17 protein-coding genes are annotated in these 18,982 nt (G+C 69.8%); 3 read left to right on the forward strand and 14 right to left on the reverse strand.

The window, feature by feature from the left end; all coding sequences use genetic code 11:
• The first annotated feature begins 89 nt into the window (after positions 1-89).
• The 3 genes from AC3RCE_RS24890 to AC3RCE_RS24900 are packed head-to-tail and all read left to right on the forward strand — an operon-like array spanning position 90 to position 2,808.
• Entirely contained in the window at positions 90-950 is an 861-nt protein-coding gene (locus AC3RCE_RS24890) for a shikimate dehydrogenase (protein ID WP_369643721.1), read from the forward strand.
• A 33-nt stretch (positions 951-983) separates the two neighbouring features.
• Positions 984-1,883, forward strand: a complete 900-nt coding sequence (locus AC3RCE_RS24895; protein ID WP_218297147.1) for a VOC family protein — start codon at positions 984-986, stop codon at positions 1,881-1,883.
• 19 nt (positions 1,884-1,902) lie between these two features.
• The gene (locus AC3RCE_RS24900; RefSeq protein ID WP_492254192.1) at positions 1,903-2,808 is read left to right on the forward strand and encodes a sugar phosphate isomerase/epimerase family protein; all 906 of its coding nucleotides are present in this window, start codon (positions 1,903-1,905) and stop codon (positions 2,806-2,808) included.
• A gap of 22 nt (positions 2,809-2,830) precedes the next feature.
• Here the strand turns inward: AC3RCE_RS24900 and AC3RCE_RS24905 are convergent, their stop codons facing one another.
• The 14 genes from AC3RCE_RS24905 to AC3RCE_RS24970 form a co-directional block, all read right to left on the reverse strand.
• The gene (locus tag AC3RCE_RS24905) at positions 2,831-3,289 is read right to left on the reverse strand and encodes a nuclear transport factor 2 family protein (protein ID WP_218339439.1); all 459 of its coding nucleotides are present in this window, start codon (positions 3,287-3,289) and stop codon (positions 2,831-2,833) included.
• Positions 3,290-3,294: 5 nt separating this feature from the next.
• A complete protein-coding gene (locus tag AC3RCE_RS24910; protein WP_218339438.1) occupies positions 3,295-4,077 on the reverse strand; it encodes an SDR family NAD(P)-dependent oxidoreductase in 783 nt (260 codons plus the stop codon).
• A complete protein-coding gene (locus AC3RCE_RS24915) occupies positions 4,074-4,616 on the reverse strand; it encodes a DUF3833 domain-containing protein (protein WP_218297143.1) in 543 nt (180 codons plus the stop codon). Before AC3RCE_RS24915 ends, AC3RCE_RS24910 begins: the two co-directional genes overlap by 4 nt.
• A 35-nt stretch (positions 4,617-4,651) precedes the next feature.
• Positions 4,652-5,950: an MFS transporter gene (locus AC3RCE_RS24920; RefSeq protein WP_492254193.1), complete on the reverse strand. Its 1,299-nt coding sequence runs from the start codon at positions 5,948-5,950 to the stop codon at positions 4,652-4,654.
• Entirely contained in the window at positions 5,947-6,456 is a 510-nt protein-coding gene (locus AC3RCE_RS24925; RefSeq protein WP_492254194.1) for a chalcone isomerase family protein, read from the reverse strand. Before AC3RCE_RS24925 ends, AC3RCE_RS24920 begins: the two co-directional genes overlap by 4 nt.
• A 67-nt stretch (positions 6,457-6,523) precedes the next feature.
• Positions 6,524-7,753 carry an SAM-dependent methyltransferase gene (locus tag AC3RCE_RS24930; RefSeq protein WP_218297141.1) on the reverse strand — a complete coding sequence of 410 codons (1,230 nt, stop codon included), beginning with the start codon at positions 7,751-7,753 and terminating at the stop codon, positions 6,524-6,526.
• A 23-nt stretch (positions 7,754-7,776) separates the two neighbouring features.
• The gene (locus AC3RCE_RS24935; RefSeq protein WP_492255437.1) at positions 7,777-8,568 is read right to left on the reverse strand and encodes a DUF1365 domain-containing protein; all 792 of its coding nucleotides are present in this window, start codon (positions 8,566-8,568) and stop codon (positions 7,777-7,779) included.
• Positions 8,569-8,576: 8 nt separating this feature from the next.
• Entirely contained in the window at positions 8,577-9,884 is a 1,308-nt protein-coding gene (locus AC3RCE_RS24940; RefSeq protein WP_218339434.1) for an NAD(P)/FAD-dependent oxidoreductase, read from the reverse strand.
• A 244-nt stretch (positions 9,885-10,128) separates the two neighbouring features.
• Positions 10,129-10,719, reverse strand: a complete 591-nt coding sequence (locus AC3RCE_RS24945; protein ID WP_492245173.1) for a glutathione peroxidase — start codon at positions 10,717-10,719, stop codon at positions 10,129-10,131.
• 297 nt (positions 10,720-11,016) lie between these two features.
• Complete coding sequence (locus AC3RCE_RS24950) at positions 11,017-12,222, reverse strand: HD-GYP domain-containing protein (protein ID WP_218339433.1); 1,206 nt, start codon at positions 12,220-12,222, stop codon at positions 11,017-11,019.
• Positions 12,223-12,315: 93 nt separating this feature from the next.
• Positions 12,316-15,435, reverse strand: coding sequence for an efflux RND transporter permease subunit (locus AC3RCE_RS24955; protein ID WP_218297138.1), 3,120 nt, complete (start codon positions 15,433-15,435; stop codon positions 12,316-12,318).
• Between the two features lie 12 nt (positions 15,436-15,447).
• Positions 15,448-16,653: an efflux RND transporter periplasmic adaptor subunit gene (locus AC3RCE_RS24960; RefSeq protein ID WP_369643728.1), complete on the reverse strand. Its 1,206-nt coding sequence runs from the start codon at positions 16,651-16,653 to the stop codon at positions 15,448-15,450.
• A 188-nt stretch (positions 16,654-16,841) separates the two neighbouring features.
• A complete protein-coding gene (locus AC3RCE_RS24965; protein WP_492245170.1) occupies positions 16,842-18,227 on the reverse strand; it encodes an efflux transporter outer membrane subunit in 1,386 nt (461 codons plus the stop codon).
• Complete coding sequence (locus AC3RCE_RS24970) at positions 18,224-18,952, reverse strand: TetR/AcrR family transcriptional regulator (protein WP_218339431.1); 729 nt, start codon at positions 18,950-18,952, stop codon at positions 18,224-18,226. Before AC3RCE_RS24970 ends, AC3RCE_RS24965 begins: the two co-directional genes overlap by 4 nt.
• Positions 18,953-18,982: the final 30 nt, after the last annotated feature.

The raw sequence follows: 18,982 nt of genomic DNA on the forward strand, positions 1-18,982 counted from the left end.
CCAACGCCCACACGCCAGCGCGTCCTCCACGCAACCCGCCCATGAGCACCCAGCTCCTTGATCCCCCGGTGTCATCCACCGCATCCGCCATGTCTTCCACAAGCCCCCGCAAGGTGCTGATCGGGCTGATCGGTGCCGGCATCCAGAAGTCGCTGTCTCCCGCCCTGCACGAAGAGGAGGCGCGGCAACACGGCATGCGCCTGCACTACCAGCTGATCGACCTGGACCGCTCGGCGTCTTCTCCCGCACAGCTGCCCACGCTGCTGTCGGCTGCACGCATCATGGGCTATGCCGGCTGCAACGTGACCTACCCGTGCAAGCAGGCCGTGATCCCCTACCTCGACAGCCTGTCGGAAGAAGCGCAAGCCATGGGGGCCGTGAACACGGTCGTGGTCCACGATGGCAAGCTCGTGGGGCACAACACGGACGGGTCAGGCTGGGCCCGGGGCTTCACCCGTGCGCTGCCGGGCGCCGACCTCGGCCGCGTCGTGCTGCTGGGCGCGGGCGGTGCGGGCGCCGCCATCGCGCATGCCGTGCTGCGCCTGGGTGCACGGCACCTGACCATCGTCGATGCGCAGCCCGAACGGGCCGCGCAACTGGCCGCCGACGTGAATGCGCTCTATGGCCCCCGGGCCGAGGCCGGCGAGATCCACGCGGCCATGGCGCGGGCCACCGGGCTGATCCACGCCACGCCCACGGGCATGGACAAGCTGCCCGGCCTGCCCCTCGATACGGGCCTGCTGCGCCCCGCGCTGTGGGTGTCCGAGGTCGTGTACTTCCCGCTCGACACCGCCCTGGTCCAGGCCGCGCGCGCACTGGGCTGCCGCGTCTCGGACGGGGGCGGCATGGCCGTGGGCCAGGCGGTGGGTGCCTTTGAACTGTTCACCGGCGTGGCGCCCGACGCGGACCGGATGGACGCCCACTTTCGCCGGCTCGTCAGCCCGCGCTGACACCACCGCAACCACACGCAAGGAGTCCAACGCATGAGCACCCCGATGATGGCCGCCCGCGAGGCGCTCGGAGACCTTCCCAACCCCCTGGGACTGCAGGGGGTGGAGTTCATCGAATACGCCACCAGCCGCCCGCAGGCCCTGGGGCAGGCGCTGGAGCGCATGGGCTTCCAGCCGGTGGCGCGCCACCGCTCGCGCGAGGTCCTGCTGTACCGGCAGGGCGACATGAACATCATCGTGAACGCGCACCAGGACGAAGAGCGCACCGGGCCGCACGCGCCGTCGGCCCTGGCGGAAACCCCCGTGCTCGCCGCCATCGCCTTCCGTGTGGGCAACGCAGCCGCCGCCTACCGCCGCGTGCTGGAGCTGGGCGCCTGGGCCGTGCACACCGAGGTCCAGGTGATGGAGCTGAACATTCCCGCCATCCACGGCGTGGGCGCGAGCCGCATCTACTTCGTGGACCGCTGGAAGGAATTCTCGATCTACGAGGTGGATTTCATCCCCATCCCCACCGTGAATCCGCGCCCGCCCGCGCTGCAGGGCCTGCATCTGTTCGGCGTGGTGCAATACATCGGCCTGGGCAGGGCGCCTGACTGGATCCATTTCTACGGCGAACTGTTCGGCTTCGCCGAGCTGGCGCCCGACCAGTCGTTCGGCGTGCTCACGCATGGCCGCATCCTGGCCAGCCCCTGCGGCACCCTGCACTGGCAGCTGATCGAGCCGCTCGTGGATGCGCTCGATGCCGACCCCGAGGAACTGCTGCAGCGCGTGGCGTTCGGCACGCCGGACGTGCTGGCCACGGTGAACGCGCTGCGCGCCCGGGGCGTGGACTTCGTGGAATCCCCCACGGGGGTGCACACGGGCACGCGCGGCGCGCTCACGCGGGCCGATGCCGGCTCGCCCAGCTTCGAGCTGGTTCTCGACGCCCGCTGACCACCGCCCGGAGACCTCGATGCGCACTTCGACCATGCAACGCAACGTCGCCGACTTCGGCATGGACACCATCAGTTTGGCCGGCCCGCTGGAGGCCAAGCTGGCCGCCGTCAAGGCGGCGGGTTTCGGCCAGATCATGCTGGCGGCCCGCGACATCGTGGGCCATCCGCAGGGCATCGAGGCGGCCGTGCACGCCGTGCGCAGCAGCGGCCTGCGCGTGACGGGCTTCCAGGTGCTGCGCGACTTCGAGGGCCTGTCGGGCCACCTGCACAGCTACAAGGTGGACATCGCCAAGCAGATGATCCTGATGGCGCGCGACCTGGGCGCGCCGGTGCTGCTGGCCTGCAGCTCCACCTCGTCGCATGCCACCGCCGATGCCGACGCGATTGCCCGCGACCTGCGCAAGCTCGCCCTGCTGGCGCTGCCGCACGGCATCCGCGTGGCCTTCGAAGGCCTCTCCTGGGGACGGCACATCAACGAGGTGCACCAGGCGTGGGCGGCGGTCGAGCAGGCGGATTGCCCCAACCTCGGCCTGGCCATCGACTCGTACCACCAGTTCGCCACCAGCACGCCGCTCACGGCGCTGGCCGACGTGGACCCCGCCAAGATCTATCTGGTGCAGCTCTCGGACTTCATGTGGCAGGAGACCCGCACGGTGCAGGAGCGCATCGACACTGCACGGCACTTCCGCGTGTTCCCCGGCGAGGGCGTGCACAGCCAGGCGCTGGCCGAACTGGTGCGCACACTCGATGGGATGGGCTACCAGGGCGACTACAGCTTCGAAGTCTTCAACGACGACTACCAGCAGCTGCCGCTGCCTTATGCGGCACAACGCGCATGGAACAGTGCGCTGTGGCTGGCCGAGGGCGTGCTGCAGCGCGCCGTGCCGCTGCCGGGGCACCCACGCATCAAAACGCTGGCGTGATCAATGCGTCAACGGCCAACAATCAACTGTTGGCGCGTTTCTTGAGCCAGCGCATCAGCGCGCCCACCACCGGCAGCTTTTCGTACAGTTCTTCGGCGGCGTCCCAGTAGTCGCGGTGTAGCGCCACCAGGTCCTGGTCATCGAACACCAGGTGCGAGGCGCCGCGCACGGTCTGCGTCACGCCCTTGTCAAAGCCCTTGAAGGCGAACAGGAACTCCCAGGTCAGGAAACACTGCGGGCCCTGCACCACGCGGCCGGTGACCACGAAACGCGGCTGCTCCAGCGCATCGAACATGTGGTCGAAGATGGCCTGGATGGCGGGCAGGCCCCGCACTTCGTTGAACGGGTCCTTGAAGCGCGCATCGGCCGCGTACAGGCGGCCCAGTGCCGCCACGTCGGCCGGAGCCAGGGTCTCGAAGAAGGCCACCACGCGGGTGACGGCTTCTTCGGTGGAGGTTGTGGTGCGAGGTGGCTGCAGCATGGCGCTCAGAGTCCCGTGAACTTGCGGACCGCAGGAAAGTACCACCGATACGGCAACACGCGCAGCAGTTTCATCACCCGCGTGAAGCGCTTGGGGAAGTGGATGTCGAAATGCCCCCGCTCCCAGCCCTGCAAGATGGCCGCCGCCGCCGCCTCGGGCGAGATCAGCGCGGGCATCGTGAAGTCGTTGCCCGCCGTGAGCGGCGTGGCCACGAACCCGGGGTTGATCACGCTCACGCCAAGCCCCAAGCCGTGCAGATCCAGGTACAGCGACTCGGCCAGGTTGATGAGCGCAGCCTTGGTCGGCCCGTAGGCCAGGCTCCTGGGCAGCCCCCGGAACCCCGCCACGCTGCTGACCACGCTCACATGCCCGGGGCGCCCCGCGTGCGCCGCGGCCAGCATGGCGGGCAGCACGGCCGCCAGCACGTGCAGCACACCGCTGTAGTTGATCTGCCCGTGGCGCAGCATGTCGGCCAGATCCAGGTCGGTGGCGCGCATGTCGCGGTAGGTGCCGGCGCAGTAGCACACCAGGTCGGGCGCGCCCCCGGACAGCACCCGTGCGGCGGCGGCCTGCACCTGCTCGGGCTGCGCTATGTCCAGGGGCAGGGCCAGGCTGCCGGGGTGCTGGGCGGCAAAGGCATCGAGCGCATCGCCGCTGCGGGCCGACACCGTGACCTGCGCACCGCGCGCATGCAGGGCCGACGCCGTGGCGCGCCCGATGCCGCTGGACGCACCGATCACCCAGGCCCTGCGGCCCTGCCAGTCGCGCAGCGGTGGGTTCAGGCTCATGGCGCGCGCCTGGTGAACGACAGCGTGATCTCGCCCAGGCGCACGCCAAACTTGCTCATGGTGGCGCGGTTGAGCATCACGCGGTCGTCGATGAGAACCATCCAGTCGTCCAGGTCGACGTGGTAGACCGTGCCATCCACCGGCAGGGCCAGCGTGTAGTTCCAGCGGAAGACGTTGCCCCGCGCCTGCCCGTGGGCCGTGCCCACCACGTCGTCGGCGGTGCCGGTGGTACGGCCGTCGGCGTGCTGGGTCAGGCGCCAGATGCGGCGCTGGGTGGTGCCGTCCGAATAGGTGAAGGCCTCGTCGAGCACGCCCTCGTTGCCCTGCCACTGGCAATCCATGACCACGGTGAAGCGTTTGACGATCTGGCCGCTGCGGTCCTGGAAGATGCCCCAGGCGTCGATCTTGCCGTTGAAATACCGGGCCAGGTCCAGCACGGGCTTCTCGCTGGCATAGCCTTCGATGCCCGGGCTGGCGCAGCCGGACAGGGCCACGGGCGCAGCCGCCACGGCGGAAAGGAGGAGGCGTCGTTGCATCATGGGGTGGGCCCTGGGGTCGGTTCGGACAGGTTGATTCAAACAATCGCTGCGCTGCGGGGACCCCGCAGGAGCAGGGCATAGAGCGCCGCCGCCGCCATCAGCTTGAGCACGCAGGGCAGCACCGCATAGGCGATGCCCAGGGTCTGCAAGCCGCCGTCGCCGCGCGTGCCGGGGGTGTAGCCCAGCCAGCCCAGCAGGGGCAGCGCCAGGCCCGCGGCCAGCGCCAGGTTGAGCTTGGTGGCGAAGTTCCACCAGCCGAAGTACGCGCCTTCGTGCTGGCCGCTGTCGCCCTCGGCCGCGATCACGCCGGCCAGCAGGGCGCCGGGCAGGGCCAGGTCGGTGCCCAGCGCCACGCCCGACAGCGCGCAGACCGCGAGGAAGGGCAGCACATCGCCCACCCCCACGAACGCGGCCCACACAAACACTGCGACCGCCAGCAGCATGCCCGCCAGCCAGGTGCGCGCCAGGCCCCAGCGCGCCACGGCGCGCAGCCACAACGGGATCGACAGCGCGGCGCAGACGAAGTAGGCCGCGAGGAACAGGGGCTCCTGGGCGGGTGGAGCCTGCAGGCGGTCCTGGATGAAGAACAGCACCAGCGTGGCCGGGATGGCGCTGGCAATGCCGTTGAGCATGAACACCGCCAGCAGGCGGCGGAACGCTGGGCGCCCCCACGGCCGCCACAGGCTGGCGCGCCGCGACGGGCGATACCCGCCCGCCACGGCGCCACCCGCATGCGCCGGGGGGCGCGGCGCGCGCGTCCAGGCCCACCAGCCCAGCAGCAAGGCCATGGCAAACACGCCGAGCATGACCGGCAGCCCCAGCAGCGCGGGCAGCACCGAGGCCAGCACCACGCCCGCCAGCGCGGCGCCTTCGCGCCATGCCACGATGCGGCCGCGCTGCAGTTCGTCGCCGCCCAGGCGCGCGCCCCACGCCTGGTGCGCAATGCCCAGCTGGCTGTAGGCCGTGTAGGTGATGAGCAGCGCCACCAGGGCCCAGGCGGTCAGCCCATCGGCCCCGCGCACCAGCGGAAAGAACAGGCCGGTCAGCCCCAGTGCGAGCACCATGGCCGACACCGCACCCGCCGCCAGCACGGCACGCACCGAGCGGCCGAACAGGTGGTCGCAGAGGCGGCCCAGCAGCGGGTCCGACACCGCATCGAACAACCGCGCCGCCAGCAGCACCGAGCCCAGCGTGGCCAGCGGCATGCCGAACTCGCGGGCATAGTGGTTGGGCAGCAGCACGTACAGCGGCAGCGCCACAAACGCCAGGGGCAGGCCCAGCAGCCCATAGGCCAGGCCGTGGCGGGCGCGCAGGGGCTGGGTGGTGCGGGTCATGGCTGCCCCATGGCGCGGGTCGCGCCCAGCAGTTCCTGGCGCAGCCTGGGTTCGGAAGTCTGGGGCGAGAGCCAGATGCCGAAGAACAGGCGCGAGAACTCGGCATCGGGCACCTCGCCCACCACGCGCCCGGCCATCCTGAACACCGCCCCCACGCCCGGCTGGTGAATGCCCAGAAGGCGGTCGCCCGCCTTCACGTCCGGCAGCGCCGCCTGCAGCGCCTGCTGCCAGCGCGCGGCCTGCTGGGGCGTGAAGCTGCCCACGCGGCGCATTTCCTCGATGGAGCGCCTGGCGATGGCCTCCGCCGTGAAGTCGCGGTGGTAGGTCAGCTCCAGCGCCAGCGGCTGGGCGCCGTAGTTCTCGGCGTCAAAGCCCGGCTGCACCCACAGGCGTGCGCGGTAGACCTCGAAACCCAGGAACCGGAGCACGCCCTGGCCCGCCAGGCGCACGCCGGACAGCGGCGCCGCCGTGGCCTGGGCCGCCCCTGCCCCTTGCGCCACAGCCATGCTGGGATGAAAAACGGCTGCAGCGCAGATAAAACACGCGGTGGCAGCTATATTTTTCATAGCAATCTCAATCCTTGGCCAGCGTGTACTGCACCAGGTCGATGTTGCTCATCGCAAACGCCGCCTCGCAATACGCCAGGTAGAACTCCCAGATGTGCAGGAAGCGCTGGTCGAACCCCAGCTGCAGGATCTGCGTGCGCTGGGCCACGAAGCGGTCACGCCAGCGCCTGAGCGTTTCGGCATAGTCCTGGCCAAAGGCGAACTCGTCCACCACGCGCAGGCCCGCGGCCTCGGCCTCGCGGCGGAACTCGCGCGGGCACGGCAGGCAGCCGCCCGGGAAGATGTACTGCTGGATGAAGTCCGTGGAGCTGATGTAGCGCTCGAACAGGCTGTCGTCGATGACGATGCTCTGGATGCAGGCCTTGCCACCGGGCTTGAGCAGGCGGTTCACCGACTGGAAGTAGGTGGGCCAGTACTCGCGGCCCACGGCCTCGACCATCTCGATGGAGCAGATGGCGTCGTAGGGGCCATCGTGGATGTCGCGGTAGTCCTGCAGCCGCAAATCGGCCCGGTGCTCCACCCCCTGCCCCGCCATGCGCCCTTGCGCGAAGGCCAGTTGCTCGGTGGACAGGGTCACACCGGTCAGCGATGCGCCGAACTCGGTGGCCGCCATCTCGGCGAGCGCCCCCCAGCCGCAGCCGATCTCGAGCACGCGGTGCCCCGGCCGCACCCCCGCCTGGCTCAGGGCGCGGCGCACCTTGGCATGCTGGGCCTTGCGCATGTCGCCGCCCGCATCGCCTTCGAACCAGGCGGACGAGTAATTCATCGTGTCGTCCAGCCACAGCGCGTAGAACGCATTGCCCAGGTCGTAGTGCGCGTGGATGTTCTTCTGGCTGTTGGCGCGCGTGTTGCGGTTGAGCAGGTGCTTGATGCGGTACAGCAGGCGTCCGGCCCAGCTTCCATAGATCACGCCTTCCACCTGCTGGCGGTTGGCGATGAAGAGCTTGATCAGGTCGGTGAGGTGCGGCGTGGTCCAGTCCCCCGCGATGTAGCTCTCGGCGAAGCCGATGTCCCCCGACCTGAGCGCCGCGCTGCACACGTTCCAGTTCCTGAGCGTGATGGCCGCCGAGAGGCCGCCCCCCTGGCCGAAGTGCTGCAGCGTGCCGTCCGGCAGTTGCACCGTGAGGTTGCCATGCTGCAGCCCCTGCAGGAGCCGAAGGGCCGTGCGCGCGGCGGCCGGCGTGCCGGCGGGCAGGGTGGCGTGCAGGGCGGCGCCGGTGGTCGTGGTCGTGTTCATGGCGGTCTCGTCGGGCTGTGGGGTCAACGGGTCACGATGGAGGCAGGGGCCTCGGGCTTGCGGTGAAAGCGCACGCGCTTGAGCCACAGCCGCAAGGCCTGCCAGTGGATGCGCGCGATGACGGCCAGCGTCATGGCCGGGTAGCCCCACAGGGCCCGGCGCAGCGTCTGCCCCGTGATGGGGTGCAGGGTGCCGCTCACGCTGGTCTCGATCAGCGGTCCGGCGTCGTCGTCGTAGTCGATGCGCGCCACGGTGCGGCCCGCATCGGCGGGCCCGCCCGCCGTGCGCAGGAAGCGAAAGCGGTAGCCCCCGCCCACCTCGCAGAAGGGCGAGACATGGAACACCTTGCGCGCCCGCAGTTCCACGCCGTAGCGGGGCGCGTCCAGCAAGTAGCAGTGCCGCTCGCCAAAGGTGTTGTTCACTTCCACCACGATGGCGCGCAGGCTGGCGTCGGCGCGGTGGCAGTACCAGAAGCTCACGGGTTTGAAGGTGTAGCCCAGCACGCGCGGGTAGCAGTGCAGCCAGACTTCGCCGGTGGCGTCGGCAATGCCTTCGGCGCGCAGCAGCTCGTCCAGCCAGGCCAGCGCCCCGCCCTGCGCGGCGCTGCGGCCGTCGCCATGGTCCGTGTCGTGAAAGCTGATGGCGCCGCGCCGGTTCACGGCCAGCGGGCCCGGCGCTGCGGCGCCCATGGTGCGCAGGGGCAGCAGGAGAAAGAACGTGGGGTAGGCAAACGCATGCCGCCGGGGCCGCAGCCGCGCATGGCGCACCTGGCCAAAGCCGATCAGCGGCTGCGGGGCCTCGGGAGCGGTGCCCATGCCGATGTTCATGCGGCCTCCGCCAGGGGAGCGGGCTGGCGGGCCAGCACCTGTTCGGCCACGGCGAGCCCGGACTTCAGTCCGTCTTCGTGGAACCCGTAGCCCGTCCACGCCCCGCAGAACCAGGTGTGCCCATGGCCCTGGATCTCGGCCACCTGCCGCTGCGCGCGAATGGCGGCCAGGTCGAACACCGGGTGGGCGTAGTCGTAGCTGCCGATCACCTGGTCGGGCGCGATCTCGCGCACGGGGTTGAGCGAGACGACCACGGGCTGCGCGAAGGGCACGGGCTGCAGCTGGTTGATGAGGTAGTGCAGGCACACGCGCGCCGATTCGCGGCCGGGCTGCGCGGCGCGCTCATAGTTCCACGCGGCCCAGGCGGCGCGGCGCGCGGGCAGCACCGCGGTGTCGGTATGCAGCACCGCGCGGTTGGCCTGGTAGCGGATGGCGCCCAGCACGGCGCGTTCCTGCGGCGTGGGCCGCGCGAGCAGCGCCAGCGCCTGGTCGGAATGCGTGGCCACGACGACCTGGTCGAAATGCCCGGTGCCGCCGTCGGTCACCACCCGCACGCCGGCCGCATCGCGCTCGATGCGGCGCACGGGGGTCGACAGGCGCGTGTCCGCGATACCGGCCACGATCTTGTCCACATAGTGGCGCGCGCCCCCCGCGACCGTCCACCACTGCGGGCGGTCGCTCACCTGGAGGAGGCCATGGTTGTGGCAGAACCGGATCAGGGTGGCCACCGGAAACTGCAGCATCTGGTCGGTCGGGCAGCTCCAGATGCAGCCCAGCATGGGCAGGAAGTACCAGTCGCGGAAGGCATCGCCAAAGCGGTGCTCGCGCAGGAAGTCGCCCAGGGGCTGCATGAGCGCCGCATCGGCCCCGGCCTCGGCGATGCGGGTGCACAGGCGGTTGAACCGCAGCAGGTCCGCCAGCATGCCCAGAAAGCGCGGGCTGACCAGGTTGGCGCGCTGCGCGAAGACGGTGCCCAGGTTCGTGCCGCTCCACTCCAGCGGCCGGCCGCCCCGGGCCCCGGGCACCTGCACCGAGAACGACATGTCGGACCGGCACGTCTGCACGCCCAGTTCGGCCAGCAGGCGGATCAGCTGCGGATAGGTGCGTTCGTTGAAGACGAGAAAGCCGGTGTCCACGCCCTGCGTGACCAGCCGGCCGCTGGCATCCCGCAGCGTGACATCCACGGTGTGGGTGTGGCCGCCAAAGTGGTCGCCGGCCTCATACAGGGTGATGTGCGCCTGGCCACGCAGCCGGTGCGCGGCCGCCAGTCCGGAGATGCCGGAGCCGATGATGGCGATTTTCATGGCCGGCCCCCTCTGGCCGGTGCCTGGAATAAAAAGGTTGCGAAGCGTCCCGAAACGAATAAGAGAGGGAGGGAGGAGAAGCGCTCCAGGAGGTCAGTCGGAACCCGGGGGCCCGAAAGGCTTCGCAACACTAAAACTGTACGCCACGCAATCGCAGCGTGCAGGGAATAGAGTGGGGCCCTCGCGCGGAAGTTCCAGGCCCCGCGCCGGTTTTTTTTAAAGAAACGTAAAGAAAACATTGCAATCACCGTGGAGCGGCAACAGCGAGTTGCTGTTCGATGGCGCGCACCAGGCCCTTGTTGTCAGGGGCGGTGAGGCTGGAGTACTGGTCGACCAGCTTGCCGTCGCGGCCCAGCAGGTATTTGTGGAAGTTCCAGCGCGGCGCGGTGCCCGACAGCTGTGCCAGCTGGCGAAACAGCGGCGAGGCGTCCGCGCCCTTCACGCTGCTCTTGGCGAACATCGGGAATTTCACGCCGAAGGTGTTCTCGCAGAAGTCCGCGATCTGCTGGTTGCTGCCGCTCTCCTGCGAAAAGTCGTTGGACGGAAAGCCCAGCACGACGAGGCCCTTGTCCTTGTACCGGGCATACAGCTCCTCGAGCCCCTTGTACTGGCCGGTGAAGCCGCAGAAGCTGGCGGTATTGACCACCAGCACGACCTTTCCGCTGTACTGGCACAGCGACTGCGGCTTTTCGTCCTGCAGCCGTGCAAAGGTGTGCTGCAAGGTGGCCGGGCAGCTTTCCGCGTCCGCCGCCCACGCGCGAGGGGCAAGCCCGGCGGCCATCGCGAGGACAAGAAGGCCCGTGGCCGGAAAAAGGCGTCTGGAAGAGGTTTTCATAGGAGTCATAGCGCAGTGGTGTGGGCAATTTAACCATTCCATCATTTTTTGTCCACATGAGTTTTTATTTGTACTCATTGGTATACGCCGATGGATGACCACTGGATTCAGATTCCCGGCAGCGGGAAGGGGGTATTGCGTGGCGCACGGCCAGACGGGCATCGGATGCAAGCCGGATGCCGGGCATCAGCCCCGTGGGAGCGTTGAAAAACGGGCCAGGGAGTGCCCATGGCGGCCGCACCGGGCGAGGGGGCGTTCACCCGCATCGGGTGCGGCCCCGCTGCGGGGCCGAAAAGATCAGCCCAGGTTGAGCAGGCGGTCGAGCGGGAGCTTGACCCGCACGTCCTTGAAGGCGACCACGCCCGTGACTTTCCAGGGCGGCATGCCGGTGTCGCGGGGAATCGGCTCGCCCGTGGGCATGCCGTCCCGGTTGGTCACAACCGCTACCTTGGGCGTGGTGGCCGTCGTACCCCGGCGGATGACGACACCCACCTCCTGGCTGGCCAACCGCACAAAGGCCCCTGGCGGATACACGCCCAGCGTCTTGACGAGCGCTGCACCGGCCTCGTCCACCTGGTGCTCCTCATCGTAGTAGCTCGCCTGCATGGCCGCCGTGACCGGCATGGGCCAGCGGGCGGCGCGGGGCGCCATGCGGGCGCCAAAGATATCGGCGCGCTGGATCAGCCGGGCCATCTGCTGGGCTTCCGTCTTCTTGGCCAGCGGGCCAGGCGTGCGGTGGTGGTGGCAGCGCACGGCCTCCAGCCATGCGGTGTCGGCCACGCCCAGCGAGCGCAGCAGCGCCTCGGACCGTGATGCGTGGTCTTCCACGGCCGCGATCTGCTGGGCAGTCAGGGGGTGGGTCTGCTGGGCCAGCTGGTCCTGCAGTTCGGTCATGGCGATGTTCATGGACAAGGCCGCATGCCCGAGCTGCTGCACCCGGCCCTCGGGCCAGCGCAGCATCTCGCGCGCGACCACCATGCACACGCAGGCCACCAGCATGGAGTGGGTGGCGCTGTACATGCGGGTTTCCTGGGCCGACAGGTAGATCAGGGCCAGCAGGGTGATATCGGGCGTCTGCTCACAGTGGCGCGAGAGTTCGTCGTGCAGCGCCTGGAAGCGCCCGCCAAAGTCCGACGGGGACGGCGCGCGCAGCAGTTGCGTGGCGCGCAGCTGCAGCTCGGGCCAGTCGGGCAGGGCCCGGCCTCCGCGCCCGCGCCCCGCCGGGTCGTCGGCCGCCGTCATCTGCATGGCGGCGATCTCGCCCAGGTTGGTGTCCGCGATCAGCATGCGCTGCAGCTGCGCCAGGTAGGCGCGGTGGCTGTCGCCGGATTCATCGGTGTCCACGCACAGCTGGCGGCCCCGCGCCACCATCTTGGCCAGCTCGTCCCGGGTGCGGATGACATAGCCCTTTTGCGCCAGCAGCACGCCATCGGCCCCCCGCAGCACGAAGGGCAGCGGGTGGCCAAGCTGAATGGATTCGATGTTCAGGCTGACGAGGTTCATGGTGCTCGTTACATTATCTAACGACTGGCGCGCCACCAAACCCTGGTCAACCCGGGTGATTGCCCGGTTGTTCGGGCAACCACCACCGGGCCATCACGGTGCGGGCGGCGAGGCGGGCACCGGGGGCAGCGCCGGGGCGGCGGGCGCGTGGTGCGCACCCCGCAGCCGGCGCACCAGGCGCCCGAACCGCTGGCCCAGATCATCCACCCCGGTGAAGACGGCGGGGATGACCAGCAGGCTCAGCAGCGTGGACGTGATGAGCCCCCCGATCACCGCCACCGCCATCGGCGAGCGGAAGCTCGCGTCGGCCGCGCCGATGCCGATGGCAATGGGCAGCATGCCCGCGCCCATGGCCAGCGTGGTCATGATGATGGGGCGCGCGCGCTTGTGGCACGCGTCGATCAGCGCCTCGAAGCGCGTCATGCCGTGCTCGCGCCGCGCCAGGATGGCGTACTCGACCAGCAGGATGGAATTCTTGGTGGCGATGCCCATGAGCATGATGAGCCCGATGAGCGAGGGCATCGAGAAGCTCTTTTGCGCGATCAAGAGGCCCACGAACGCGCCGCCCAGCGACAGCGGCAGCGCCGCCAGGATGGTCACCGGGTGCAGGAAGTCCTTGAACAGCAGCACCAGCACGATGTAGATGCACAGCACGCCCGTAAGCATGGCCAAGCCAAAGCTGGCGAACAGCTCGCCCATCATCTCCGCGTCGCCGATGGTGATCTGGCGCACGCCCGGCGGCAGGTTCTTGATGGAGGGCAGCGCCTCCACGGCCTTGGTCACGTCACCCAGCGGCTGGCCCGACAGCTCGATCTCGAAGTTCACGTTGCGCGCGCGGTCGTAGCGGTCCACCACGGCCGGGCCGCCGCTGAATTCGAGCGTGGCCACCTGGCCCAGCATCACCGGGCCCTTGGCGCCCGGCACCGCCAGGCGCTCCAGCAGCGACAGGTCCTTGCGGGCGTCGTCCTGCAGCTTCACGACGATGGGCACCTGCCGCGACGCGAGGTTGAGCTTGGGCAGCGACACGTCGTAGTCGCCCATGGTGGCGATGCGCAGGGTCTCGGCGATGGCGCTGCTGGTCACCCCCAGGTCGGCGGCCCGGGCGAAGTCTGGACGCACCGCGATCTCGGAGCGCACCAGGCTGGCGGTGGACGAGATGCTGCCCAGGCCCGGGATGGTGCGCAGGTCCTTCTCGACCGCCAGCGCGGCCGTGGTCAGCGCCTGCGGATCGTCGCCGGAGAGCACCAGCACGTACTTCTCGCCCGATCCGCCCAGGCCCACCTTGCTGCGCACGCCGGGCAGGGTTTCGAGGGCCGTGCGGATCTTGTTCTCGATGCCCTGCTTGCGCGGCCGCTCGCCGCGCTCGGCCAGCAGGATGGTCAGCGTGGCCTTGCGGGTCTCGGCATTGGCCCCGCCCATGAAGGGGTCCGCCCCCGCGGAGCCACCGCCGATGGTGGTGTACACGCTCTGCACGTGCTCCACCTTGGCGATGCGCTCGCGCGCATCCTCGGCCACGGCGCGGGTCTGCGCGAGCGTGGCGCCGGGCGGCAGCTCCAGGTACACCTGGGTCTGCGAGTTGTCGTCCGGCGGGATGAAGCCGGTGGGCAGCAGCGGGATCAGCGCGAGCGAGCCGATGAAGAACGCCGCCGTGGCGATGAAGGTGATCCAGCGGTGCCTGATGCACCAGGCCGCCCAGCGCAGGTACACGGTCATCCAGCGCGGGTCCTGGTGCTTGTCCACGATGGGTTTGAGGATGTAGGCCGCCATCATGGGCGTGAGCACGCGGGCCACCACCAGGCTGGCGAACACGGCCAGCGACGCGGTCCAGCCGAACTGCTTGAAGAACTTGCCCGCGATGCCGCTCATGAAGGCCGTGGGCAGGAACACCGCGATCAGCGTGAAGGTGGTGGCCACCACCGCCAAACCGATCTCGTCGGCCGCCTCCATGGCCGCCTGGTAGGGCGTCTTGCCCATGCGCAGGTGGCGCACGATGTTCTCCACCTCCACGATGGCATCGTCCACCAGGATGCCCACCACCAGCGACATCGCCAGCAGCGTGATCACGTTGATGGAAAAGCCCAGCAGGTGCATGCCGATGAACGCCGGGATGACCGACAGCGGCAGCGCCACGGCCGAGACGAACGTGGCGCGCCAGTCGCGCAGGAACAGCCACACCACCAGCACGGCCAGCAGCGCGCCTTCGTACAGCAGGTGCATGGAGCCGTCGTATTCCTCCTGCACGGGCTGCACGAAGTTGAAGGCCTCGGTGATCTCCAGGTCGGGGTGCTGCGCGCGCATCTCCTTGAGCGCGGCCTGCACGGCCCCGCCCACCTCGATCTCGCTCGCGCCCTTGCTGCGCGCCACCTCGAAGCCCACCACGGGCTTGCCGTTGAGCAGGGCCAGCGCGCGCGGCTCGGCAATCGTGTCCGACACCGTGGCGACCTGATCGAGCCGCACGTGGCGGCCGTCCGACAGCGACAGCGTGAGGCTGGAAAGCTCCTGGGCCGACTGCACCGTGGCCAGCGTGCGCACGGGCTGCTCGCTGCCGCCCAGGTCGGTGCGGCCGCCGGCGCTCTCGGTCTGCACCAGGCGCAGCTGGCGCGACACGTCGGCCGCCGAGGCGTTGAGCGCCTGCAGCTTCACCGGGTCCAGCGCCACATGCACCTCGCGCTGAACACCGCCCACGCGGTTGACCGCGCCCACGCCGCGCACGGTGAGCAGCTTCTTGGCCACGGCATCGTCCACGAACCACGACAGCGCCTCGCTGTCCATGCGGCTCGAGGCGATGGTGAAGGCCAGCACGGGCTGCGCGGCCAGGTCCATCTTGGTCACGATGGGGTCGCGCACGTCGCCGGGCAGGTCGCCGCGCACCCGCGCCACGGCCGAGCGCACATCGTCGAGCGCCTCCTGCGTGGGCTTTTCCAGGCGGAACTCGGCCGTGATGGTGGCGCCGCCGTCCTGCACCTTGGTGTAGATGTGCTTCAAGTCCTGCAGCGTGGCGATGCTGTTCTCGATCTTGCGCGCCACGTCGTTTTCAAGCTGCGCGGGCGATGCGCCCGGCAGCGCCACGGTCACGGAGATCGTGGGCAGGTCGATGTCCGGGAAGTTCTGCACCTTCATGGCGTTGAAGGACAGCAGGCCGCCGAAGGTCAGCAGCACAAACAGCATCAAGGCCGGTATTGGGTTCTTGATGGACCAGGTGGATACATTCATGGAGAACGCTCCTTATTTGATAGCTACCAGCGCTTGATCAACCTGCGCTACAGGCACTTTTTGTTTGAATTCCTGCAGGGAGGAGGTGCTGCCGCTCGCCGGCGGCGCGCCGACCACACGCACCAGGTCCCCGTCATTCAGGAAGCCCGCGCCGCGCACGGCGACGGAGGCATTCGCGTCCAGGCCCGAGAGCACTTCCACCCGGTCGGCCACGCGGCGCCCCGTCTGCACCTTGCGCTGCTGCACGCGCTGCTCGGCGCCCACCACGAACACGTACGAGAACCCGTCGCGCACCACCAGCGCCTCTTGCGGCACCGTGAGCGCATCGCTGCTGCCCAGCGCGAACTCGCCGCGCGCGAACATCCCGGCGCGGAAATCGCTGTTCGCCGGCAAATCGACATACACCAGCGCATTGCGGGTTTGCGGGTCCACCGTGGGGGCCACCATGCGCACGGTGCCTTCGGCCGCCGCGCCGCTGGCCGCGGTCACGCTGACCTTGGCGCCCGGCGCGATGCGGCGCAGCTCGGTGGACGTGACTTCGGCGCGCCATTCGAGGCGCCCCTTGCGCACCATGCGGAACAGCTCCGTGCCCGCGCCCACCACCGCGCCCACCGTGGCCGTGCGGGCCGAGATCACGCCGCTGTCGGGCGCCACCACCTGCGTGTACTTCAGGCGCAGCTGCTGTGCGTTCAGCGTGGCCTTGGCGGCCTCGACGCGGGCCTGCGCGGTCTTCTCGGCCGTCGTGTATTGCTGGATCTGCTGCTGGCTCAAGGCACCCGTGGCCTGCAGCGAGCGGGCGCGGTCGGCATTGGCCGCCGCCTCGGCCGCGTTGGCCTGGGCTTCGAGCAGGCTGGCGCGCATCTGCGCCACGTCGGCCTGCACCGTTTCGGCCGAGAAGGTGGCGAGCACCTGGCCGGCCTTGACCACGTCACCGACATTCACCCGCACATCGGTCAGTCGCAGTCCATTGCTTTCGGCGCCGATGCTGGCCTCCTGCCAGGCGGCCACATTGCCGTTGGCCGCCAGGCGCAAGGGCACCGACGTCCGCTGGGGCTGGGCCGTGCTCACCGTGAGCGCGGGGCGGGGCTGGCCCGCCTTGGGCTCGTCGGCGGCGCGCGATGCGCTGGAGAAAACCAGGGCGCCGCCGGTGGCCAGCACGCAGGCAGCAATCACGGCGAAGGCCGTCGGAGAGAACTTGAAGGAAGAGAAATTTTGCATTTGCTTTCGTCCTGAAGAATTCATATCAACTATCCACGGCGCTACGCGCCACTCGCACGGGATGAAACTGGCGCGGCGCAGGCCAGTGCCCCCGCGCAAGGGCCGCCCCGCCGCGCCGGGGGCGTCCCCCTCCCGACTCGCGCAGCGAGTCGGGAGGGGGGAAGGCGCGAAGCGACTCAGGGGGTGTTTCACTCTTTCCAGCCACCGCCCGCGGCGCGGTACAGCGAAACCCAGGCGGCCTGGCGTTCGTGCTGCAGCGCGATCAGCGCGTTCTCGGCCGCCAGGGAGGTGCGGCGCGCGTCTTCCAGCTCCACCAGGCTCGCCAGCCCGCCGCGCCAGCGCGCCTCCGTGGCATCGAACGAGGTGCGGTAGCCCGCCGCCGCCACCCGCGCACTGGCATTGCGCTCGGCCGTGCTCTGCAGCCGCACCAGCGCCTGCTCGACCTCGCTCACGGCCTGGCGCACCTTGGCGCGGTAGAGCGCGGCGGCCTCGTCGTAGCGTGCCTGCGCCGCCTCCACCTGGGCGCCACGGCGGCCGCCGTCGAACAGGGGCACGCTGAGCGCCAGCGGGCCGATGGTCCAGGTGTTCAGGTCGGTCGTCACGCCGCCGCTGCGCACCCAGGCCGTGCCCACCGAGCCGCTGAGCGACAGGCGCGGGTAGCGCTGGGCCTGCGCGCTGCCCACGTCGGCGCTGGCGGCGGCGACTTCGCGCTCGGCGTTGTACACGTCGGGGCGCTGGGCCAGCACCTGGGCGGGCAGGGCGGCGATGGCGAACAGGGTGTCGGGCGCGGCGGATGCCGGCGTGGACAGGCGCGCGCGCAGCGCGGGCTCTTCCCACCCGGTCAGCGCCACCATGGTCTTGACTTCGACATCGCATTGCATGCGCTGCTGCGATGCGCGCGCCTGGGCTTCGGCGGCGCTGGCACGCGCCAGGGCGGCGGTGGCGGGCGCCGTGAAACCGGCGCGTTCGCTGAGGTCGGACAGCCGCGAGGTCTCGCCGCGCGACTGCGCATCGCGCTCGGCCACGCGCAGCTGCTCCAGGCAGGTGCGCAGGCTGCTCGTCTGCTGCGCCACCTCGGCGGCCACGCTCACGCGCGCCTCGTGCCACAGCGCCTGCGCGCCCGCCAGCCGCTCGTCGGCCGCCGTCTTGGTGGCCCGGTTGGCGCCGAAGAGGTCGATCTCCCAGCTCGCCTGCAGCCCGGCCTGCGCCGTGGTGGCGATGCCCGCGAGCTGCTCGTTGAAACCCCGGCTGGCGCTGGCCTGCGCATCGAGCGACGGCAGCAGCGCGGCGCGGCTGCTCACCTGCGTGGCACGCGCCTGCGCGATGCGGGCCTGGGCCTGCGCCACGCCAGGGCTGATGGCTTGCGCGGCATCGATCAGCTCGACGAGCAGCGGGTCGCCCAGCTGCGTCCACCACCGCGCCAGATCCCCCAGCGAGCCCTGGTGCGGCAAGGGCGCCTGCCACGCCACCGGCGGCGGCGCGGGCACCTGCGCGGGGGGCGCCGTGACGGCACAGGCGCCCAGGGCCAGCGGCAGGCAGGCGGCCCAGAAGAATCGGGTCTTGCTCAAAGTCATGCGTTGGATTCCTTGTGCGAATTCCGTGAAGTACTGCGGCGCGCGGGCCGTTGTGCGGCCTGCCGCCGGGCGATCTCGCCCTGCACCATGCTCAGGGCGTAGCCGGTCAGCCGGTCCACCCACTCATCCACAGCCCCCGACCCTGCCAGCTGCGGCGCAATGACCTGCAGCGGGTCGCGCTGGGTCCACATCTGCATGATCAGCCCGGCCAGGGAAAAGGCGAGGCGGTGCATGTCGTCGTCCACCTCCTGCACGCCCATGTGGCGGCACAGCACCTGGACCAGGGCCAGGTGGGGGGCCCGGCACTCGCGCTCGATGAGCTCGGGCCACACGTGGGTCGGGTCCAGCAGCTCGCGCACATGCAGGCGCAGCGACTGGGTCACGAGGTCATCGTGCTTGAGCGGCTCCAGAAACCCCCCGAAATAGGAGGCGAGCGCCTGCGGCAGGGTCAGTGCGGGATCGGCGAACACGGCGATGAGGTCGCTGCCGCTGCCAAAGGGTTCATAGAACGTGGCCGTGTACAGCCGGGCCTTGTCGCCAAAGTGGTAGGCGATCGCGGCGACATTGGTGCCAGCGGCCTCGGCGATGGCACGCACCGAGGTCTGTGCGAAGCCCCGCTCGGAGAACAGCTGCAGCGCCGCGTGCAGCAGGCGCGCGCGCGTGTCCTCGCCATCACTGCGGGCGGTGCGCTGGGCTGCGGGAATGAAATGGGCGCCAAAACTCATGGCACCGGATTAAACACCAGAATTCAAACA

The sequence above is a fragment of the Acidovorax sp. GW823-FHT05D11 genome (assembly GCF_058795695.1).